Annotated in this window: 16 protein-coding genes; 11 read left to right on the top strand and 5 right to left on the bottom strand. The window is 61.5% G+C overall.

What is annotated here, in order from left to right; all coding sequences use genetic code 11:
* Positions 1-13: 13 nt before the first annotated feature.
* A complete protein-coding gene (locus NPS29_RS04195) occupies positions 14-253 on the top strand; it encodes a DNA-binding protein (protein ID WP_274130914.1) in 240 nt (79 codons plus the stop codon).
* Positions 254-367: 114 nt separating this feature from the next.
* Here the strand turns inward: NPS29_RS04195 and NPS29_RS04190 are convergent, their stop codons facing one another.
* Complete coding sequence (locus NPS29_RS04190; RefSeq protein WP_274130913.1) at positions 368-823, bottom strand: GNAT family N-acetyltransferase; 456 nt, start codon at positions 821-823, stop codon at positions 368-370.
* Between the two features lie 646 nt (positions 824-1,469).
* Between NPS29_RS04190 and NPS29_RS04185 the strand changes: the two genes are divergently transcribed.
* The 9 genes from NPS29_RS04185 to NPS29_RS04145 all read left to right on the top strand — a co-directional run bounded on the left by NPS29_RS04185 (position 1,470) and on the right by NPS29_RS04145 (position 12,826).
* Positions 1,470-2,555 carry a 3-deoxy-7-phosphoheptulonate synthase gene (locus NPS29_RS04185; protein ID WP_274130912.1) on the top strand — a complete coding sequence of 362 codons (1,086 nt, stop codon included), beginning with the start codon at positions 1,470-1,472 and terminating at the stop codon, positions 2,553-2,555.
* 90 nt (positions 2,556-2,645) lie between these two features.
* A complete protein-coding gene (locus NPS29_RS04180; RefSeq protein WP_274130911.1) occupies positions 2,646-2,927 on the top strand; it encodes a peptidylprolyl isomerase in 282 nt (93 codons plus the stop codon).
* Between the two features lie 334 nt (positions 2,928-3,261).
* Complete coding sequence (locus NPS29_RS04175; protein WP_274130910.1) at positions 3,262-5,130, top strand: extracellular solute-binding protein; 1,869 nt, start codon at positions 3,262-3,264, stop codon at positions 5,128-5,130.
* The gene (locus tag NPS29_RS04170; protein ID WP_274130909.1) at positions 5,130-6,194 is read left to right on the top strand and encodes a microcin C ABC transporter permease YejB; all 1,065 of its coding nucleotides are present in this window, start codon (positions 5,130-5,132) and stop codon (positions 6,192-6,194) included. Before NPS29_RS04175 ends, NPS29_RS04170 begins: the two co-directional genes overlap by 1 nt.
* On the top strand, positions 6,194-7,216 hold the full coding sequence (locus tag NPS29_RS04165; RefSeq protein ID WP_274130908.1) for an ABC transporter permease: 1,023 nt from the start codon (positions 6,194-6,196) through the stop codon (positions 7,214-7,216). Before NPS29_RS04170 ends, NPS29_RS04165 begins: the two co-directional genes overlap by 1 nt.
* 1 nt (position 7,217) lies before the next feature.
* On the top strand, positions 7,218-8,801 hold the full coding sequence (locus NPS29_RS04160) for an ABC transporter ATP-binding protein (RefSeq protein ID WP_274130907.1): 1,584 nt from the start codon (positions 7,218-7,220) through the stop codon (positions 8,799-8,801).
* Positions 8,802-8,878: 77 nt separating this feature from the next.
* On the top strand, positions 8,879-10,294 hold the full coding sequence (locus NPS29_RS04155; RefSeq protein ID WP_274130906.1) for a sigma-54 interaction domain-containing protein: 1,416 nt from the start codon (positions 8,879-8,881) through the stop codon (positions 10,292-10,294).
* A 359-nt stretch (positions 10,295-10,653) separates the two neighbouring features.
* A complete protein-coding gene (locus tag NPS29_RS04150) occupies positions 10,654-12,045 on the top strand; it encodes a GntP family permease (protein WP_274130905.1) in 1,392 nt (463 codons plus the stop codon).
* Positions 12,046-12,055: 10 nt separating this feature from the next.
* Positions 12,056-12,826: a 3-hydroxybutyrate dehydrogenase gene (locus NPS29_RS04145; RefSeq protein WP_274130904.1), complete on the top strand. Its 771-nt coding sequence runs from the start codon at positions 12,056-12,058 to the stop codon at positions 12,824-12,826.
* 159 nt (positions 12,827-12,985) lie between these two features.
* Here the strand turns inward: NPS29_RS04145 and NPS29_RS04140 are convergent, their stop codons facing one another.
* Positions 12,986-14,152: a PilT/PilU family type 4a pilus ATPase gene (locus NPS29_RS04140; protein ID WP_274130903.1), complete on the bottom strand. Its 1,167-nt coding sequence runs from the start codon at positions 14,150-14,152 to the stop codon at positions 12,986-12,988.
* Positions 14,153-14,328: 176 nt separating this feature from the next.
* On the opposite strand from NPS29_RS04140, the gene NPS29_RS04135 reads away from it, so the two are divergent.
* Positions 14,329-14,604, top strand: coding sequence for a peptidylprolyl isomerase (locus tag NPS29_RS04135; protein WP_274130902.1), 276 nt, complete (start codon positions 14,329-14,331; stop codon positions 14,602-14,604).
* 184 nt (positions 14,605-14,788) lie between these two features.
* Here the strand turns inward: NPS29_RS04135 and NPS29_RS04130 are convergent, their stop codons facing one another.
* Genes NPS29_RS04130 through NPS29_RS04120 form a run of 3 tightly spaced genes read right to left on the bottom strand, consistent with a single transcriptional unit; the run spans position 14,789 to position 17,773 of the window.
* Complete coding sequence (locus tag NPS29_RS04130) at positions 14,789-15,730, bottom strand: sugar kinase (protein WP_274130901.1); 942 nt, start codon at positions 15,728-15,730, stop codon at positions 14,789-14,791.
* Positions 15,731-15,742: 12 nt separating this feature from the next.
* Positions 15,743-16,948, bottom strand: a complete 1,206-nt coding sequence (locus NPS29_RS04125) for an amino acid deaminase (RefSeq protein WP_274130900.1) — start codon at positions 16,946-16,948, stop codon at positions 15,743-15,745.
* Between the two features lie 60 nt (positions 16,949-17,008).
* Positions 17,009-17,773, bottom strand: coding sequence for an IclR family transcriptional regulator (locus tag NPS29_RS04120; RefSeq protein ID WP_274130899.1), 765 nt, complete (start codon positions 17,771-17,773; stop codon positions 17,009-17,011).
* Positions 17,774-17,847: the final 74 nt, after the last annotated feature.

Genomic DNA, 17,847 nt, shown 5'->3' with positions numbered 1-17,847 from the left:
ACGGTTTTGAACTATGCCCGGAATACGCACCGCAGCACAAGCCAAGGCCTGGCTAGAACAACAAGGTAAATCTGTTCAAGAGTTTGCTCGGGAAAACAGCGTCGATCCGGCAACGACTTATCAGATTCTTTCTGGCCGCAAGAAAGGTCGCAGAGGCGAGTCGCATAAAGTGGCCGTGCTGCTGGGCATGAAAGTCGGCGTGATTCCCGCCGAGCCGATTAAGGATGATGATGCGGCAGAGGCCGTTATTTAACCTTTAGTTGTAAGAAGTTTCTTTAAGAGTTGAAGGCTCATCACTGTCCCGGAGCGCTTCTTCTATCTGTAAGGGTGCCGTCTGTTTCGCACGTTCAGCTCCACCGACGCGTCTTCACCCCGCCTCCACGGCTCTCTCCATGCAGTAAAGCTCAGCGTCTTCATGCACATGGGCATAGCCCAGCCTGCGGTAGAGCTGCGTCGCCGGGTTGCTTTTGAACACTTTCAGACGAATGTGGGTGCAGCCCCGCTCCCGGGCGATACTCGCGATGCATCGCATCAGCCAGCCGCCCACACCCTCAGCTCGATAGGCTTCTATCAACTGCACGTCACGCAGGTAGAGGTAGCCGCCTTCGATGGTGAACCCCAGAAAACCGATCAGCCGGCCAACCTTGTGCACCCGGTAGCTTTCGCGCTCCGGCCATTGAGCGTCGAAGGCGTCCGCTTGCCAGACCATCCCGTGCCGTGCGTAGTAATCACGCATGTTGACCCGCGTCAGCTCCCGCGCGAACGGCAGGTCGTCGTCCGTCGCCGGGTGCAGGCGCAGATCCTCTTCTCGCGCGGTCGCCATGTAAGCCCCTCATCTTCCTTGCGGTGATGTCATTCTACTGACCGATCGCAGATTGACCAGCCCGGGCCCGGAATAGAGCGGCGCAAGTGTAACTTTTGATGAGGGCGATTGAATTTTCCAATTGAATTAGCGCACCTGCCTGAAGTAAGCTCGGTTTCAACTTACGGAGACAGACCATGTTGCCTTCCACCCTTTCCCAGCCTTGCCGCTCTGCCGACGCCTCGCGCCTGGTAGCGGACACTGCTGTGTGGAACGCGACCGCAGTCTGCTCGCCTGTTTCTTATTTTTATGGGTATTGGTTTAGCCACTGGCGCGCCTGATACCCAAACGGCGCCCACAACCACGGGACGCCAACCAGAGATAACTCTACCCCCGGTCGGCCTCCCGACCGGGGGTTTCGTTTTTCTGGGCCCCGTAAAACCTGACTAACGCTTCACACAGAGGATCAAGACATGAACTACAGCACCTATTACCGCAACGACATCGACTTCGCATGGCGATTTAGCAGCCTCCGTTCGGGACAGTCAGCCGCCTCCGACCGGTCACTTGCAGGTGGCAAATCCGTAAATCGAGCCAATACGGCACATTGTCGAACACCCCAGTAGGCCCGCGCGGGATATTGCCCGCCGGCCAGGAAGCCCTGAACATGAATTCGTCCGTCGCTGCAAAAAATCTGTCTGACATGCCGGTCAACACCGTGACCCTGATCGACAGTCACCCTGCCCCACAACGCTTGCCCAGCACCCTGGCGCTGAAAAACCAGTTGCCGCTGGACGCCGCCCTCACTGCGCAGATCCAGGCCCATCGCCAGTCGGTGCGCGCCATCCTCAACGGTGAAGACTCCCGCCTGCTGGTCGTCGTAGGCCCCTGCTCCATCCATGATCCGCAATCGGCCCTGGAATACGCTGGCCGCCTGGCCGAGCTTGCCACCGAAGTCAGCGACCAGATGCTGCTGGTGATGCGCGCCTATGTCGAGAAGCCCCGCACCACCGTTGGCTGGAAAGGCCTGGCTTACGATCCGCACCTGGACGGCAGCGATGACATGACCGCAGGCCTGAACCTGTCGCGACACCTGATGCGCGAAATGACCCGCCTCGGCCTGCCGATTGCGACCGAGCTGCTGCAACCCATGGCCGCCGGCTACTTCGACGATCTGCTGAGCTGGGTGGCCATCGGCGCACGCACCACCGAATCGCAGATCCACCGGGAAATGGCCAGCGGCCTGCAGATGCCGGTCGGTTTCAAGAACGGTACCGACGGCGGGATTTCCGTGGCTTGCGATGCGATCCGTTCGGCGACCCATGCCCATCGCCATTTCGGTATCGACCGCCAGGGCCACCCCGCGATCATCGAGACCCAGGGCAACCCGGACACGCACATCGTGCTGCGCGGCGGCCACAACGGCCCGAACTTCGATGCCGCGAGCGTTGCGCAGGTCAATGCAAGCCTGGACAAGAACCGCATCGCCGCGCGCATCATGGTCGATTGCAGCCATGCCAACAGCGGCAAGGACCCTTTGCGTCAACCGCAGGTGTTCAACGACGTGTTGCAACAACGCCTGGCCGGCGACACCACGCTGATCGGCATGATGCTGGAGAGCCACCTGTTCGAAGGCTGCCAGCCGCTGAGTGATTCGATGCGCTACGGGGTTTCGGTCACCGATGGCTGCCTGGGCTGGGATGGCACCGAACGCCTGTTGCGTGAGGCGGTCAACCAGTTGCGCTACCGTTAACGGCCGTCAGACTGACAAGCCGGAACTTTCTCGGGAAAAGCCTTCCTTAATCCGGTAGGCTCTTTCTTTTTTTTGACAGGAGTAACTCACATGGCCAGAGCTACCGCTCGCCACATCCTTGTTTCCAGTGAAGAAAAGTGCAACGAACTCAAAGCCCAGATCGAGAACGGCGCCGACTTCGCCGAAGTCGCCAAGGCCAACTCCAGCTGCCCTTCCAGCCGCCAGGGCGGTGACCTGGGCTCGTTCGGCCCAGGCCAGATGGTCAAGGAATTCGACACTGTCGTGTTCAGCGCTCCGGTGAACGTCGTGCAGGGTCCGGTGAAGACCCAGTTCGGCTATCACCTGCTGGAAGTGACCAGTCGTCAGGACTGATCCACAGGTCACCCCACAAACGGCCCGCCCTCAAAAGCGGGCCGTTTTTATTTGGTGCGGCGTATTTCGTTGCTGTATCGATTCCGGCAAAGAATTTGCTTTAACTTTTGTTCGGCCCGCAAGGCCGGTACATTGGCACGATGGTGCAAGCTGTTTATCCGGGCTGCGCTGCCGCTGCGTCATGATCCAGCCGTATTGTGCGGTTACAAACACACAGCCGTTGCGGTACCTTGCCACCACAGGTAACGAATAAAAATATAGGGACGGGCCGCAATCGCCCGCCCATGACCTCAAACCCTGATGCCCGCAAACGGCGTCAGTCAGGATTCGTGTAATGCGTTTTGTTTTTTCATCGCTGATGGCCGCAACACTGGTCCTGCTTACAGGTCTGCAACCTCTGTCCGCTGCTCCTCAATATGCCCTGACCGTCTACGGCGAGGCGCCTCGTTACCCTGCCGATTTCAAGCATTTCGACTACGTCAATCCCGATGCCCCAAAAGGCGGCAGCATGCGCCGCTCGGCACAGGAAATCGGGCAGTTCGATCACATCATGCCGTACATCGACAAGGGCACCGGGGTGTCTCAGGTCAACGGCTTGCTGTACTCACCGCTGGCGGTCAAGTCACTGGATGAGCCCTACACCGTCTATGGCCTGATCGCCGAAAAGATGGAGCGCGCCGCCGACGGCATGTCCCTGCGTTTCTACCTCAATCCCAGGGCGAAGTTCTCCGACGGCACCCCGATCACCGCCCAGGACGTGCGCTTTACCTACGATTTGCTGATGACCCAGGGCAGCCTGTCCTATCGCACCGAGTTCGGTGACGTCAAAGGCGTCGAGGTCGAATCGCCGACCCAGATCCGCTTTGACTTCAAGAGCAACGAAAGTCGCACCCTGCCGCTGGACCTGGCATCCCTGCCGGTGTTTCCGGAGCACTGGTGGAAGGACCGGGATTTCGCCAATGGCGGCGGCTTCGAAGCGCCTGTAGGCAGCGGTCCGTACCGCGTCGGCAAGGTAGACCCGGGGCGCAGCATCACTTTCGAGCGCAACCCGGACTGGTGGGCCAGGGATCTGCCGGTCACCCGGGGGACGTACAACTTCGATCACTTCAGCGTCGAGTACTTCGGTGACACCGACGTCGCCCGGCAGGTGCTGCTCGGCGGCGGCTATGACTACAACCGCGAGTATTCGGCCACGGGTTACTCGGTGCGCTACGACAGCCCTGCCCTGACCGAAGGGCGCCTGCAGCGTGCGCATCTGGCGCCGGGGATGGTGCAAAGCTCCCAAGGCTTCGTGTTCAACCTGGACCGGCCCAAGTTCCAGGACCGCCGGGTGCGCCAGGCCCTGGCGATGCTGTGGGATTTCGAATGGACCAACCGGCAGATGATGCGCAACGTGTACGTGCGCCAGAACAGCTACTTCTCCAACAGCGATCTGGCGGCGACGCAATTGCCGACCGAATCGGAGCTGAAGATCCTCGACCCCCTGCGCGACCAGATCCCGCCAGAGGTCTTCACCACCGTGTTCCACACACCCAAGACCGACGGCACTGGCTTCATTCGCGACAAGCAACTGCAAGCCCTGGCCTTGCTGGAGGAAGCCGGCTGGATGCCCAAGGGCGACAAGCTGGTGAACGCCGAGGGCGAACCGCTCAGCTTCACGTTCCTCAACGGCCAGAGCGGTTTTGAAAAGATCCTGCTGCCCTACAAACGCAACCTGGCACAGATCGGCATCGATTTCGAAATCCGCCGCATCGATTCGGCGCAGTACCTGAACCGGGTCATGGCCCGGGACTACGACATGATCGTGACCGGCTACAGCGTCTCGACCTCACCGGGCATGGAGCTGTACAACAACTTCGGCTCCAAGGTGGCCAAGGACTCGGGCTCCAGCAACTACATGGTGCTGCGCGACCCGGCCATCGACACGCTGATCTACGGCCTGGCCAAGGCCGACAGCAAGCCTGCGATGATCGACTATGCCCATGCGCTGGATCGCGTGCTGCAATGGGGCTTCTACTGGATTCCCAACTACTACCCGCCGGGCTCGTCCACGGTGTGGTGGAACCGCTTTGGCATTCCCAAGGTTCAGGCCAACAACAGCGAGGCCATCGACACCTGGTGGGAGCTCAGCCCACAGGCCTTGAGCCGTGAGCAATTCGCCCAGCAACGGGGTAACTCGGCGCTACCCTGGGAGGTGAAGTGATGTTTGGCTACCTGATGCGGCGCCTGCTGCTGATTATTCCGACCCTGCTGTGCATCCTGCTGGTGAACTTCTTCATCGTCCAGGCCGCGCCCGGCGGGCCGGTCGAGCAGGCAATCGCCAAGTTGCAAGGTGTGGCGGGCGGTACCATTGGCGCCGGACACACCGAAACCATGAATGTCGGCCAGTCCCGCGCCAGCCGCGGGCTGGACCCCAAGCTCATCAAGGAGATCGAGCACCAGTACGGCTTCGACAAACCGCTGCATGAGCGCCTGTGGCTGATGCTGAAGAACTATGCGCGGCTGGATTTCGGCAACAGCTTCTTTCGCGGCGCCAAGGTCACCGACCTGATCCTGCAAAAGATGCCCGTGTCGATATCACTGGGCCTGTGGGCGACGCTGATCACCTATCTGGTGTCGATCCCGCTGGGCATTCGCAAGGCGGTCAAGCACGGCAGTCATTTCGACATCTGGAGCAGCACCGCGATCATCATTGGCTACGCCATGCCCGCATTCCTGTTTGCCATGCTGCTGGTGGTGCTGTTCGCCGGCGGCACCTCGCTGAGCTGGTTCCCGGTGCGCGGGCTGGTGTCGGAGAACTTCGACTCATTGACCACCCTGGGCAAGATCGCCGACTACTTCTGGCACCTGGTGCTGCCGGTCATGTCGCTGGTGATCGGTGGGTTCGCGACGCTGACCATTCTCACCAAGAACTCCTTCCTCAACGAGGTGACCCGCCAGTACGTGATCACCGCCCGGGCCAAGGGCCTGAGCGAGCATCGCGTGCTGTACGGTCATGTATTCCGCAACGCGATGCTGCTGGTGGTGGCGGGCATTCCCCAGGCGTTCATCAGCGTGTTCTTCGCGGGATCGCTGATGATTGAGGTGATCTTCTCCCTCGATGGCCTGGGGCGCATGAGCTATGAAGCGGCCGTTTCCCGGGATTACCCGGTGGTGTTCGGCACGCTGTTCATCTTCACGCTGTTCGGGCTTCTGATCAAACTGGTCGGGGACATCTGCTACACCCTGGTCGACCCCCGAATCGACTTCAGCGCGAGGAATGCATGATGCGCAGGCTGTCTCCGGTGGCTCGCCGACGTTTCGAGCGCTTTCGCAACAACCGCCGTGGCTGGTGGTCGTTGTGGCTGTTCTGTGGGCTGTTCGTCCTCAGCTTGTGCGGTGAATTGATCGCCAATGACAAGCCATTGGTGCTCAGTTATAAACACGAATTGTACTTTCCTGCCTTCAAACGCTACACCGAGGTGGAGTTTGGCGGCCAGCTGCCTTTCCAGCCCGATTACCGCAGCGATTATGTGCGCGAGCTGATTACCAAGGGCGATGGCTGGATGTTGTTCCCGCCGATCCCCTTCAGCGATGACACACCCAACTATGACCTGAACAAGCCAGCTCCCAGTCCGCCCTCGGAAATCAACTGGCTGGGCACCGACGACCAGGCCCGCGACGTGCTGGCGCGGGTCATCTTCGGCTCCCGGGTGTCGATTCTGTTCGCCCTGGCACTGACCGTCATCAGCGCCTTGATCGGCATTGCGGCGGGTGCGCTACAAGGCTATTACGGCGGCTGGGTGGACCTGATCGGCCAGCGGCTGCTGGAGGTCTGGTCCGGCCTGCCGGTGCTGTACCTGCTGATTATTCTCTCCGGGTTTGTCGAGCCCAACTTCTGGTGGCTCCTGGGGATCATGGCGCTGTTCTCATGGCTGGCACTGGTCGATGTGGTGCGAGCCGAGTTCCTGCGCGGGCGCAATCTGGAATACGTCAAGGCCGCCCGCGCGTTGGGCCTCGATGACCGCAAAGTCATCATGCGGCACATTCTGCCCAACGCCATGAACGCCACCTTGAGCTACCTGCCGTTCATCCTGACCGGTGCGATCTCCACCCTGACGGCCCTCGATTTCCTAGGCTTCGGCATGCCCGCCGGCAGCGCCTCGCTGGGCGAACTGATCGGTCAGGGCAAGCAGAACCTGCAGGCGCCGTGGCTGGGCTTCACGGCATTTTTCACCCTGGCGCTGATTCTGTCGTTGCTGGTGTTCATTGGCGAGGCGTTACGCGACGCCTTCGACCCGAGGTCCTGACATGTCTGAAAATCTGATTGAAATCCGTGACTTGTCAGTATCTTTTAATGGAAATACTGTCGTCAGGAACCTGAGCCTGGACATCCCCGCTGGCCAGTGCCTGGCGCTGGTTGGCGAGTCCGGCTCGGGCAAGTCCGTCACCGCGCACTCGATTCTGCAACTGTTGCCCCAGGCCGGCACCGTCAGCACCGGCAGCATTCGCTATCGTGGCCAGGAGCTGCTCGGCGCCGATGGCAAGCTGATGCGGCGCATCCGTGGCAACCAGATCGCGATGATCTTCCAGGAGCCGATGACCTCGCTGAACCCGCTGCACACGGTGGCCAAGCAGATCGGCGAGACCCTGTTGCTGCACAAGGGCATGAGTGGCAAGGCCGCACAGGTACGCATTCTCGAATTGCTGGAGCTGGTGGGCATCCAGCACCCCAAGAAGCGCCTGAAGGCCTATCCCCATCAATTGTCGGGTGGGCAGCGGCAACGGGTGATGATCGCCATGGCCCTGGCTTGCGAGCCCGAGTTGCTCATCGCCGACGAGCCGACCACGGCGCTGGATGTCACGGTACAGCGAAAAATTCTGTTGCTGCTCAAGAACTTGCAGCAACATCTTAATATGTCACTTCTACTGATCAGTCACGACCTCAACCTGGTTCACAGCATTGCCCAGCAAGTCTGCGTGATGCGCGCCGGTGAAATAGTCGAGCAGTCCAATTGCCACACCCTGTTCAAAACCCCGCAACACCCCTACAGCCGCCTGCTGCTTGACGCAGAACCCGCAGGCGAGCCGCTTCCCCGGGATACACGTGAGAAAGTACTTGAAGTCGAAAACCTGCGCGTCTGGTTCTCCTTGGGCGGCGGGATCTTCAATCGCCATCACGAATACCTCAAGGCCGTGGATGACATCAGTCTGAGCATCGAGCGTGGCAAGACCCTGGGCATCGTTGGCGAGTCCGGCTCCGGCAAATCGACACTTGGTCAGGCAATCCTGCGCTTGCTCGAATCGCGTGGCAGTATCCGCTTCAAGGGCCAGTCACTGGACACCCTGAACCAGAAGCAGATGCGCCCCTGGCGCAAGCAGATGCAGGTGGTGTTTCAAGACCCTTATGGCAGTCTCAGCCCGCGCATGTCGGTGGCGCAGATCATCAGCGAGGGGCTGGAAGTCCACAGCGAACTGGACAAGGTGTGCTGTGAGGCCGAAGTGATTCGTGTACTGGAGGAAGTCGGCATCGATCCGTTGAGCCGGCATCGTTATCCCCATGAATTTTCCGGCGGGCAGCGGCAGCGTATCGCCATTGCCCGGGCGTTGGTGCTCAAACCTGCCCTGATCCTGCTCGATGAACCGACGTCCGCACTGGATCGCACCGTGCAGAAACAGGTCGTCGCGCTGTTGCGTCAGTTGCAGGAAAAACACGGCCTGACCTACCTGTTCATCAGCCATGACCTGGCGGTGGTGCGTGCGCTTGCCCATGACCTGATCGTGGTCAAGGACGGCAGGGTGGTCGAGCGCGGCGCCAGCCATGACGTATTCGATGCGCCTCAGCACCCCTATACCAAGGAACTGCTGGCGGCGGCGCACCCGGGCTTCAACTGAGACAGGCATTGAATAACAGCGAAAACCAGCAGTCTGTGCGGCCAGTTGCCGGAGTAACAGGAACTACGGAACAGTGCATGAAAGACAGTGACAGCCTCAAGGATTACCGACGCGTGCGGCGACTGGCGATCCGTTCGCTGTTCGAAATCATCGAGCAGTCCAGTGAAGGTACTGTGATCGTGGACAAGGAAGCGCGGATCGTCTGGATCAACGAGCGCTATGCCAGGCGTTTCGGGCTGGAAGATGCCAGCCGCGCGGTCGGGCAGCCCTGTGAAAAAGTGATTCCCGGCAGCCTGCTGCGCCAGGTGGCGAGCAACGGCCAGCCGATCCTGCTGGACATGATGGACACCGCCAAGGACCCGCTGGTGGTGATGCGCCTGCCAATCCACGACGACGTCGGCGGTGTGATCGGCGCCATCGGCTTTGCCCTCTTCGATGAGCTGCACGCGCTGTCGCCGCTGCTCAAGCGTTACCTGAGCATGCAGCAGGAGCTGGCCTCGACCCGCTCGCTTTTACGCCAGCGCCAGGCCAAGTACAGCTTTGCGCATTTCATCGGCACCAGTGCCGCGAGCCTTGAAGTCAAGCGCCGGGCGCGGCGCAGCGCCAGCACGGAATCGCCTGTATTGCTGCTGGGCGAAACCGGCACCGGCAAGGAGCTGTTGGCCCACGCCATCCACAACACTTCGCCACGGGCGCACAAGCCGTTCGTGAGCATCAACAGCGCGGCAATCCCCGAGACCCTGCTTGAAGCCGAGTTTTTCGGCACCGCACCGGGTGCGTTTACCGGCGCGGATCGTCGTGGTCGCCAGGGCAAGCTGCATCTGGCCGAGGGCGGCACACTGTTTCTCGACGAGATCGGCGACATGCCCCTGCCTTTGCAGAGCAAGTTGCTGCGGGTGTTGCAGGAGAAAGAATACGAACCCGTGGGCTCCAACCAGATGGTCAAGAGCGACGTGCGGTTGATCGCGGCGACCTCCACCGACCTTGAAGCGGCGATCAAGCGCGGCGAGTTCCGCGCTGACCTGTATTACCGCCTCAACGTGCTGCCGATTGCCGTGCCGCCCTTGCGCGAGCGGCTGGATGATCTGCCGGCCCTGAGCGAGGCGATTCTGGAGGAGCTGCGCAGCCAGCATGATCTGACGCCCTCGGGAATGGCGATGCTTGGGCAGCACGCCTGGCCGGGCAACATCCGCGAACTGCGCAATGTGCTTGAGCGCGCCGCATTGCTCAGTGACGACCCACACCTTGAAGCCGAGGACATCCGGGCGGCCATCGGCACGCTGGTGCCCGTGGTGAGAACTGCTCCTGCGCTGTCGGCCTCAGCCAGCCAGGAGTCCTACAGCGATGCCCGGCAGCGCTTCGACCGCGATCTGATCCAGACTCGCCTGGCGCAATGCAAAGGCAACGTGGTGCTGGCGGCGCAGCAGTTGGGGCTGGGACGGTCGACGCTTTACAAAAAGATGGCGGCGTTGGGGATTGTTGAGTCTCAATAACGAGACACGTCCAGTAATAGAGACTATTTGATACGCACCCCGCCCGTAGCAGTCCGGCTTGCCGGCGTCGGCGATCTTAAATCCGCCCCCGCGGGCAAGCCCGGCTGCTACAAAGAGCCACACCGCCCACCCGTAGCAGCACGGCTTGCCGGCGGGAGCGATCTTGAGAATGTCCCCGCCGGCAAGCCGCGCTGCTACGGGTCGGGTGTCTCAATAATGAGACTTTAACGCACGCCGCTGAGGTTCTCATCTAAAATAATTGATATAAATCAATTACTTAGCCAACTGGCACAAAACTGGCTATACCTCCTGTTACGCGGCTCGACCGCTTCCATAAGAAAAACAACAGGAGACACTCGATGAGTGTGATCATCGCCTTGGCAGCCCTTGCGCTGTTGATGCTTGCTGCTTACCGTGGTTACAGCGTTATTCTTTTTGCCCCCATCGCCGCCCTGGGTGCGGTGCTGCTGACCGACCCTTCCGCCGTGGCCCCGGCCTTCACCGGCGTGTTCATGGACAAGATGGTGGGCTTCGTCAAACTCTACTTCCCCGTGTTCCTGCTCGGCGCCGTGTTCGGCAAGCTGATCGAGCTGTCCGGGTTTTCCCGCTCCATCGTCGCCGCCGCCATCAGGCTCTTGGGCACCCGTCAGGCGATGCTGGTGATCGTGCTGGTCTGCGCCTTGCTCACCTACGGCGGCGTTTCGCTGTTCGTGGTGGTGTTCGCGGTGTACCCCTTTGCCGCCGAGATGTTTCGCCAGAGCGACATCCCCAAGCGCCTGATTCCCGCGACCATCGCCCTGGGTGCGTTCTCCTTCACCATGGACGCCCTGCCCGGCACGCCGCAGATCCAGAACATCATCCCCTCGACCTTCTTCAACACCACCGCGTGGGCCGCGCCCTGGCTGGGCCTGATCGGCACCGCGTTCGTGTTCTGCGCTGGCATGCTGTTCCTCCAGCGCCAGCGCAACAAGGCCCAGCGCGCCGGTGAAGGTTACGGCACCGAACTGCGCAACGAACCGGAGACCGCCGAAGACATCCGGCTGCCCAACCCCTGGATCGCCCTGGCGCCCTTGCTGTTGGTGGGCGTGATGAACCTGCTGTTCACCCAGTGGATTCCCCAGTGGTACGGCAAGACCCACACCCTGGCGCTGCCGGGCATGGCGGCGCCGGTGCAGACTGAAATCTCCAAGATCACCGCAATCTGGGCCGTTGAAGCAGCTTTGCTGGTGGGCATTGTGTTCGTGCTGCTGTTTGCCTTTAGTGCCGTGAAATCGAAGCTGGCCGAGGGCAGCAAGGGCGCGGTCAGTGGCGCGCTGCTGGCGGCGATGAACACGGCGTCCGAGTACGGCTTCGGCGCAGTGATCGCTTCCCTGCCAGGCTTTCTGGTGCTGGCGGACTGGCTCAAATCCATCCCCAATCCGTTGGTCAACGAAGCGATCACCGTGACCTTGCTGGCGGGGATCACCGGCTCGGCCTCGGGCGGCATGAGCATCGCGCTGGCGGCGATGTCCGACAGTTTCATCAGTGCCGCCCACGCCGCCAACATTCCGCTGGAGGTCCTGCACCGGGTCGCGGCCATGGCCAGCGGCGGCATGGACACCCTGCCCCACAACGGCGCCGTCATCACGCTGCTGGCGGTCACGGGGCTCACCCACCGCGAGGCGTACAAGGATATCTTCGGTATCACCATCATCAAGACCCTGGCGGTCTTCGTGGTGATCGCCACGTTCTATGCAACCGGCATCGTATGAGGAATCGAACATGAGTCTGCAAGGCAAAACCGCATTGGTCACCGGCTCCACCAGCGGCATTGGGCTGGGCATCGCCCTGACGCTGGCCAAGGCCGGGGCGAACCTGGTGCTCAACGGCTTCGGCGATGCGTCGGCGGTGATCGAGCAGGTCAAACAGTACGGCGGCAAGGTCGGCCACCACCCGGCGGACGTCAGCGACGTGGCGCAGATCGCCGACATGATCGCCTATGCTGAGCGCGAGTTTGGCGGCGTGGACATTCTGGTCAACAACGCCGGCATCCAGCACGTCGATGCGGTGGAAGACTTCCCGGTGGAGAGCTGGGACAAGATCATCGCGATCAACCTGTCATCGGTGTTCCACAGCACCCGCCTGTGCCTGCCGCGCATGAAGGCCAAGGGCTGGGGGCGCATCGTCAACATCGCTTCGGTGCACGGCCTGGTGGGCTCGACCGGCAAGGCGGCCTACGTGGCAGCCAAGCACGGGGTGATCGGGCTGACCAAGGTGGTCGGCCTGGAAACGGCGACCAGCAATGTCACCTGCAACGCCATCTGCCCCGGCTGGGTGCTGACGCCACTGGTGCAGAAGCAGATCGACGATCGCGGTGCTGAAACCGGCGACCTGGAGCAGGCCAAGCATGACCTGCTGGCCGAGAAACAGCCTTCGCTGGAGTTTGTCACGCCGACGCAGCTGGGTGAGTTGACGCTGTTTCTGTGCAGCGAAGCCGGCGCGCAGGTGCGTGGCGCGGCGTGGAATATCGATGGGGGGTGGTTGGCGCGCTGAGATTGCCTTTGCGGCTGACTCATGCGTAATCCTTGAAATCGCCCCCGCCGGCAAGCCGTGCTGCTACGGTTTCAACGTCGTCCACAACATCGGCGATCACATCGAACCGTCGTAGCAGCACGGCTTGCCGGCGGGGGCGTCCTGGAAGCCGCCATTGCTCTAGGAACCCGGCTCGTCCCGCTCGTCCACCAACCCCCAGTCCTTCACGTCTACCTGGGCCGCAGGCTGTGGCGCCGGGGGTGGCGTGGTGATGGTGCTCGGGCCGTTTTCGTTGTGCAGCTTCAGGCGCAGGCGCACGTTGTTCGCCGAGTCGGCATTCTTCAGCGCTTCGTCTTCGCTGATCGCCCCTTCGATGGCCAGGTCATACAGCGCATTGTCGAACGTCTGCATGCCCAGGTTCGTGGACTTCTCCATGATGCCCTTGAGTTCGGTCAGCTCGTTGCGGTGAATCAGGTCGCGGATCGTCGGCGTGCCGAGCATCACCTCCACCGCCGCCCGGCGCTTGCCGTCCTTGGTCTTGACCAGCCGCTGGGACACGAACGCCTTGAGGTTGTTGCCCAGATCGTGCAGCAGCTGCGGGCGACGCTCTTCGGGGAAGAAGTTGATGATGCGGTCCAGCGCCTGGTTGGCGTTGTTGGCGTGCAGGGTGGAAATCGCCAGGTGGCCGGTGTCGGCGAACGCCAGGGCGTGCTCCATGGTTTCGCGGTCGCGAATTTCGCCGATCAGGATCACATCAGGCGCCTGGCGCAGGGTGTTCTTCAGCGCGGCATGGAAGCTGCGGGTATCGACCCCTACTTCGCGCTGGTTGATGATCGATTTCTTGTGCCGATGGATGAACTCCACCGGATCCTCGATGGTGATGATATGCCCGCTGGCGTGGCGGTTGCGGTGGTCGATCAACGCCGCAAGCGACGTGGACTTGCCCGAGCCGGTCGCGCCGACGAACAACACCAGCCCGTGTTTTTCCATGACCACGTCCAGCAGCACGGGCGGCAGGTGCAGGTCTTCGAACTTGGGGATGTCGAGCTTGATGTTACGCGCGACGATGGACACCTCGTTGCGCTGCTTGAAGATGTTGATCCGGAAACGGCCGACACCCGACAGGGAAAACGCCAGGTTCATCTCAAGCTCGCGCTCGAAATCCTGCTTCTGCTCGGCATCCATGATGCCGTCGGCAATCAGCGCCACGTCGCCAGGCTTGAAGGCCTCGGTGCCCAAGGGCTTGAGCACGCCATTGAACTTGGCGCACGGCGGCGCACCGGTGGAGAGATAGAGATCCGATCCGTCCTGGGTGGCAAGAACCTTCAACAACGCCGGGAAATCCATAAGTCACACCTTGTAAGAAGACTGCAGGTCGACACAACGTGCGACCATCGACTCGTACCAACGTTCGCGATCATAAGACTAGACGCATGACGCAGGCTCGACGAAAGTGAAGGAAATTACCTGAAATCCCGCCGCAAGGGCATAATGCGCGGCTTTTTTATCGAGGCATTTTCATCATGAAAGCTCAAGCCCGGCACATTCTGGTCAAGACCGCCGAAGAAGCCGAGAAGCTCAAGCAACGCATTGCCCAGGGCGAAGCGTTCGATGTACTGGCAAAGAAGTACTCCACCTGCCCGTCCGGCAAGCGCGGCGGCGACCTGGGCGAGGTGCGTCCAGGCCAGATGGTATCGGCCATCGACCAGGTCATTTTCAAGAAACCGCTGCGCACGGTGCACGGGCCGGTGAAGAGCAAGTTCGGCTACCACCTGGTGCAGGTGTTTTTTCGGGATTGAGCTTGCGTGTCGGTGCCGTATTGCAACGGGGATGAGCTCACATCTCACATGCACACCACGCTCCCTGTGGGAGCTGGCTTGCCAGCGAAAGCGTGCGTTCAGTCTCCGACAGCGCTGAATGACACACCGCTTTCGCGGGCAAGCCCGCTCCCACAGGCGCAATGCGGGAGCGACACGGGGTAGGTCAGGCAGGCATCACGCTGCGCGGGATCAAGGCCCCCGGATGCTGGATCACCAGGCTGGCCAGCCGGTGCCCCGCCTCTGCCGCTTCCTGCGGGCCACCACCACGCAGACGCCTGGCAAGATAACCCGCACTGAACGAATCCCCCGCCGCCGTGGTATCAATCACCTTGCTCACCGGTTGCGCCGCAATTTCATATCGGCGATTGTCGGCGCGCACGAGGCAACTCTGGGCGCCGCGCTTGACCACCACTTCCTTCACACCCATGTCGCGGTAAGCGCTCAGGATCTGCTCGCTGTCGGTGTAGCCGAACAGCGCCTGCTCATCGTCTTCGGTGAGCAAGGCCACATCGACCTCGTGCATGACCGAACGGTACGCCTGGCGGGCCTGATCGACGCTGCGCCACAGACGCGGCCGGTAGTTGTTGTCGAACACCACGCAGGCCCCACGATCCCGGGCGTCGCCCAGGGTCGAGAGCAGCCGCGCCCGTCCGACTTCGCCCAGCACCGCCAGGGTGATGCCGCTGAAGTACAGGACGTCGTATTGCACCAGCGCCTCCAGCACAGCGTCGGCGGACGGCGTGGTGAAACACTCGCGCACCGCCGCCTCGTTGCGCCAGTACAGAAAGCGCCGCTCGCCGTTTTCGTCGGTCTGGATGCAATACAGCCCAGGCAAACGCCCCGGCAAGCGCTGGACCTGACTCAGGCCGATGCCCTCCTCGGTCCAGATCGCACACATGGCATCGCTGAAACTGTCGTCGCCCAGCGCGGTGACGTAATCGACCTGCGCCGCCGAACCCAGCAAGCGCGACAGGTAGACCGCCGTGTTCAGGGTATCGCCACCGAAGCTCTGCTTGAGGGTGCCGTTGGCGTGCTGCTGCAACTCGATCATGCATTCGCCGATCAGCGCCACCCGCGGGTGGCTGTGGCTGACAAGTTCACTCATCGCCCATCTCCGTCAGAAGCAGGTGTCGAAGGATTCGATCACGCTCAGGTCATCACCTACCAGGCAGCCGGTGCGCCATTTATCGAAGGTCAGGCACGGGTGCGAAGTGCCGAAGGAAATGATGTCGCCCACTTTCAGGTCGCAGCCCGGCGCCACGGTCATGAACGCGTGCTGATCCATTACGGCAGTCACCTTGCAGGCGCTGACATCGTCGCCCACGGCAGGCACCACGCCGGCCTTGTAACGCTTGATCGGGTTCGGCATGCCGGCGTCGAACGCCACGTCACGCTTGCCCAGGGCAATCACCGCAAAGCCGGGCTCGGGCATCGACTGCACGTGCGCCCAGACTTCCAGGGCCGGTTGCAGGCCTTCGGAGAGATCTTGACGGCGGTCGAGCACACAGCACTGCGCCTCTTTGTAGATGCCGTGGTCGTGTACCACATAGCTGCCGGGGCGCAGCACGCCGAGGAAGCGTTCGCGAACCTGCTGCTTGTCGAACTCCTCGGCGATCAGGTCGTACCAGGCCGAGCCCGACGCCGTGACGATCGGGCGGTCAAGCGCGAAAGCGCCCTTGTCTTGCAGGGTCACCGCCAGGCGCACCAGCGAGGCTGCAAACGCACGAATCCCGGCGATGGCCTTGTCGCCGTGGATCACGCCTTCGTAACCTTCGATACCGGTCAGTTTCAGGGCCGGTTGCGCGGCGATGGCGTCGGCCAGATCCATGACTTCCTGCTCGGTGCGGCAACCGCAACGGCCACCGACCACGCCGTATTCGATCATCACGTTGAGCTGCACGCCCTTGGAGGCGAAGAACTCACCCAGCGCCTTGACGTTGTCCGGATGGTCGACCATGCAGTGGAAATCGAACTGAGTGTCGGCCAGCATCTGGGCAATGATCGCCATGTTCGGCTCGCCCACCAGTTGGTTGGCCATCAGCACACGGCGCACACCGTGGGCATAGGCGGCGCGGGTCTGGGTGGCAGTGGCCAGGGTGATGCCCCATGCGCCTTGCTGCAACTGACGCTGGAACAGCGCCGGGACCATGCTGGTCTTGCCGTGGGGCGCGAGTTCCGCGCCGCTGTCGCTGACGAATTTCTGCATCCAGCGAATGTTGTGTTGCAGTGCCTTGTCGTGAATGACCAGCGCAGGCAGGCTGACATCCCTGACCAGGTGATCGCCAGGCTGGGTGGAGCCTTTTTCCAGTGCGGCAGTGCTCATGTGTTGTCTCCTGAATTCTTGTTCGATGGCGGATCGGGAACCGCGCAGTCTTTGAACCGGTTAATCGTTGACCCGACGGGCCAGGCCGTTGGCGCTGTCGATCAGCACCTTGCGGTAGTGTTCGTAATGGGTCTTGGCGTCCGCCCGGGGCGCGACAATGCACAGGGTCGCGATGCAGATGCCCTGCTTGTCCCTGACCGGTGCGGCGAAACAATGGGTAAAGGTATCGGCGATACTGTTGAAGGAAAAAAAGCCTTCTTCATGCGCCTTGCGGATCTCGCCGAGAAAGGTCTCGATCGGCAGGCGCTGGCCGTCCGGGAGAATGAAATCGTCTTCGTCGATCAGGTCGATGATCGACTGATCGCTCAGATGCCCCAGCAGCAGGCGGCCCGAGGCCGTCCATGGGATCGGGGCGTCTTCGCCGATGTCCGAGGAAATCCGGAAATGCCGGGCGCCCTCCTTCATCAGCGCCACGGTGTACTTGCGCCCGTTGAGCAGGCACATCTGCGCGGTTTCGCGGGTCTGCTCGACGATTTCGTTCAGGCTGACTTCAGCCTCACGGGTAAAATCGAAATGCCGCAGATGCGCCTGGCCCAGAAAATACAGCTGGCGCCCCAGGTACACATGGCCCTCCTTGCCCACGGTCTCGAGGATCCGCCGCTCGAGCAGCGAACTGACCAGCTCATAGACCGTCGATTTCGGGCTGCCGATGCCGCTGGCAATTTCATTGGGCCGCAACGGCGTGCCCTTTTCCTTGAGGAAATCGAGAATATCGAACGCCCGGTCCAGACCACGGGCCCGGCGTTTGATGGTGTCTTCGGTCATGGTTGCGTTGTCCATTGAGCAGGTTATTGCGCTGATTCTACAGACCCCACCGGCACCGTAGCAGCACGGCTTGC

It is taken from the genome of Pseudomonas putida, assembly GCF_028682175.1.
Classification (GTDB): domain Bacteria; phylum Pseudomonadota; class Gammaproteobacteria; order Pseudomonadales; family Pseudomonadaceae; genus Aquipseudomonas; species Aquipseudomonas putida_AD.
The sequence above is the reverse complement of the archived record's forward strand: the minus strand, read 5'-3'. Positions and strand labels throughout refer to the sequence as shown.

Excerpts from the sequence above, each read along its gene's own strand:
- NPS29_RS04150 (WP_274130905.1), top strand. The coding sequence starts at position 10,654 with ATGAGTGTGATCATCGCCTTGGCAGCCCTTGCGCTGTTGATGCTTGCT.
- NPS29_RS04170 (WP_274130909.1), top strand. The coding sequence starts at position 5,130 with ATGTTTGGCTACCTGATGCGGCGCCTGCTGCTGATTATTCCGACCCTG.
- NPS29_RS04165 (WP_274130908.1), top strand. The coding sequence starts at position 6,194 with ATGCGCAGGCTGTCTCCGGTGGCTCGCCGACGTTTCGAGCGCTTTCGC.
- NPS29_RS04120 (WP_274130899.1), bottom strand. The coding sequence starts at position 17,773 with ATGACCGAAGACACCATCAAACGCCGGGCCCGTGGTCTGGACCGGGCG.
- NPS29_RS04180 (WP_274130911.1), top strand. The coding sequence starts at position 2,646 with ATGGCCAGAGCTACCGCTCGCCACATCCTTGTTTCCAGTGAAGAAAAG.
- NPS29_RS04190 (WP_274130913.1), bottom strand. The coding sequence starts at position 823 with ATGGCGACCGCGCGAGAAGAGGATCTGCGCCTGCACCCGGCGACGGAC.
- NPS29_RS04160 (WP_274130907.1), top strand. The coding sequence starts at position 7,218 with ATGTCTGAAAATCTGATTGAAATCCGTGACTTGTCAGTATCTTTTAAT.
- NPS29_RS04185 (WP_274130912.1), top strand. The coding sequence starts at position 1,470 with ATGAATTCGTCCGTCGCTGCAAAAAATCTGTCTGACATGCCGGTCAAC.
- NPS29_RS04140 (WP_274130903.1), bottom strand. The coding sequence starts at position 14,152 with ATGGATTTCCCGGCGTTGTTGAAGGTTCTTGCCACCCAGGACGGATCG.
- NPS29_RS04175 (WP_274130910.1), top strand. The coding sequence starts at position 3,262 with ATGCGTTTTGTTTTTTCATCGCTGATGGCCGCAACACTGGTCCTGCTT.
- NPS29_RS04195 (WP_274130914.1), top strand. The coding sequence starts at position 14 with ATGCCCGGAATACGCACCGCAGCACAAGCCAAGGCCTGGCTAGAACAA.
- NPS29_RS04125 (WP_274130900.1), bottom strand. The coding sequence starts at position 16,948 with ATGAGCACTGCCGCACTGGAAAAAGGCTCCACCCAGCCTGGCGATCAC.
- NPS29_RS04130 (WP_274130901.1), bottom strand. The coding sequence starts at position 15,730 with ATGAGTGAACTTGTCAGCCACAGCCACCCGCGGGTGGCGCTGATCGGC.
- NPS29_RS04155 (WP_274130906.1), top strand. The coding sequence starts at position 8,879 with ATGAAAGACAGTGACAGCCTCAAGGATTACCGACGCGTGCGGCGACTG.
- NPS29_RS04145 (WP_274130904.1), top strand. The coding sequence starts at position 12,056 with ATGAGTCTGCAAGGCAAAACCGCATTGGTCACCGGCTCCACCAGCGGC.
- NPS29_RS04135 (WP_274130902.1), top strand. The coding sequence starts at position 14,329 with ATGAAAGCTCAAGCCCGGCACATTCTGGTCAAGACCGCCGAAGAAGCC.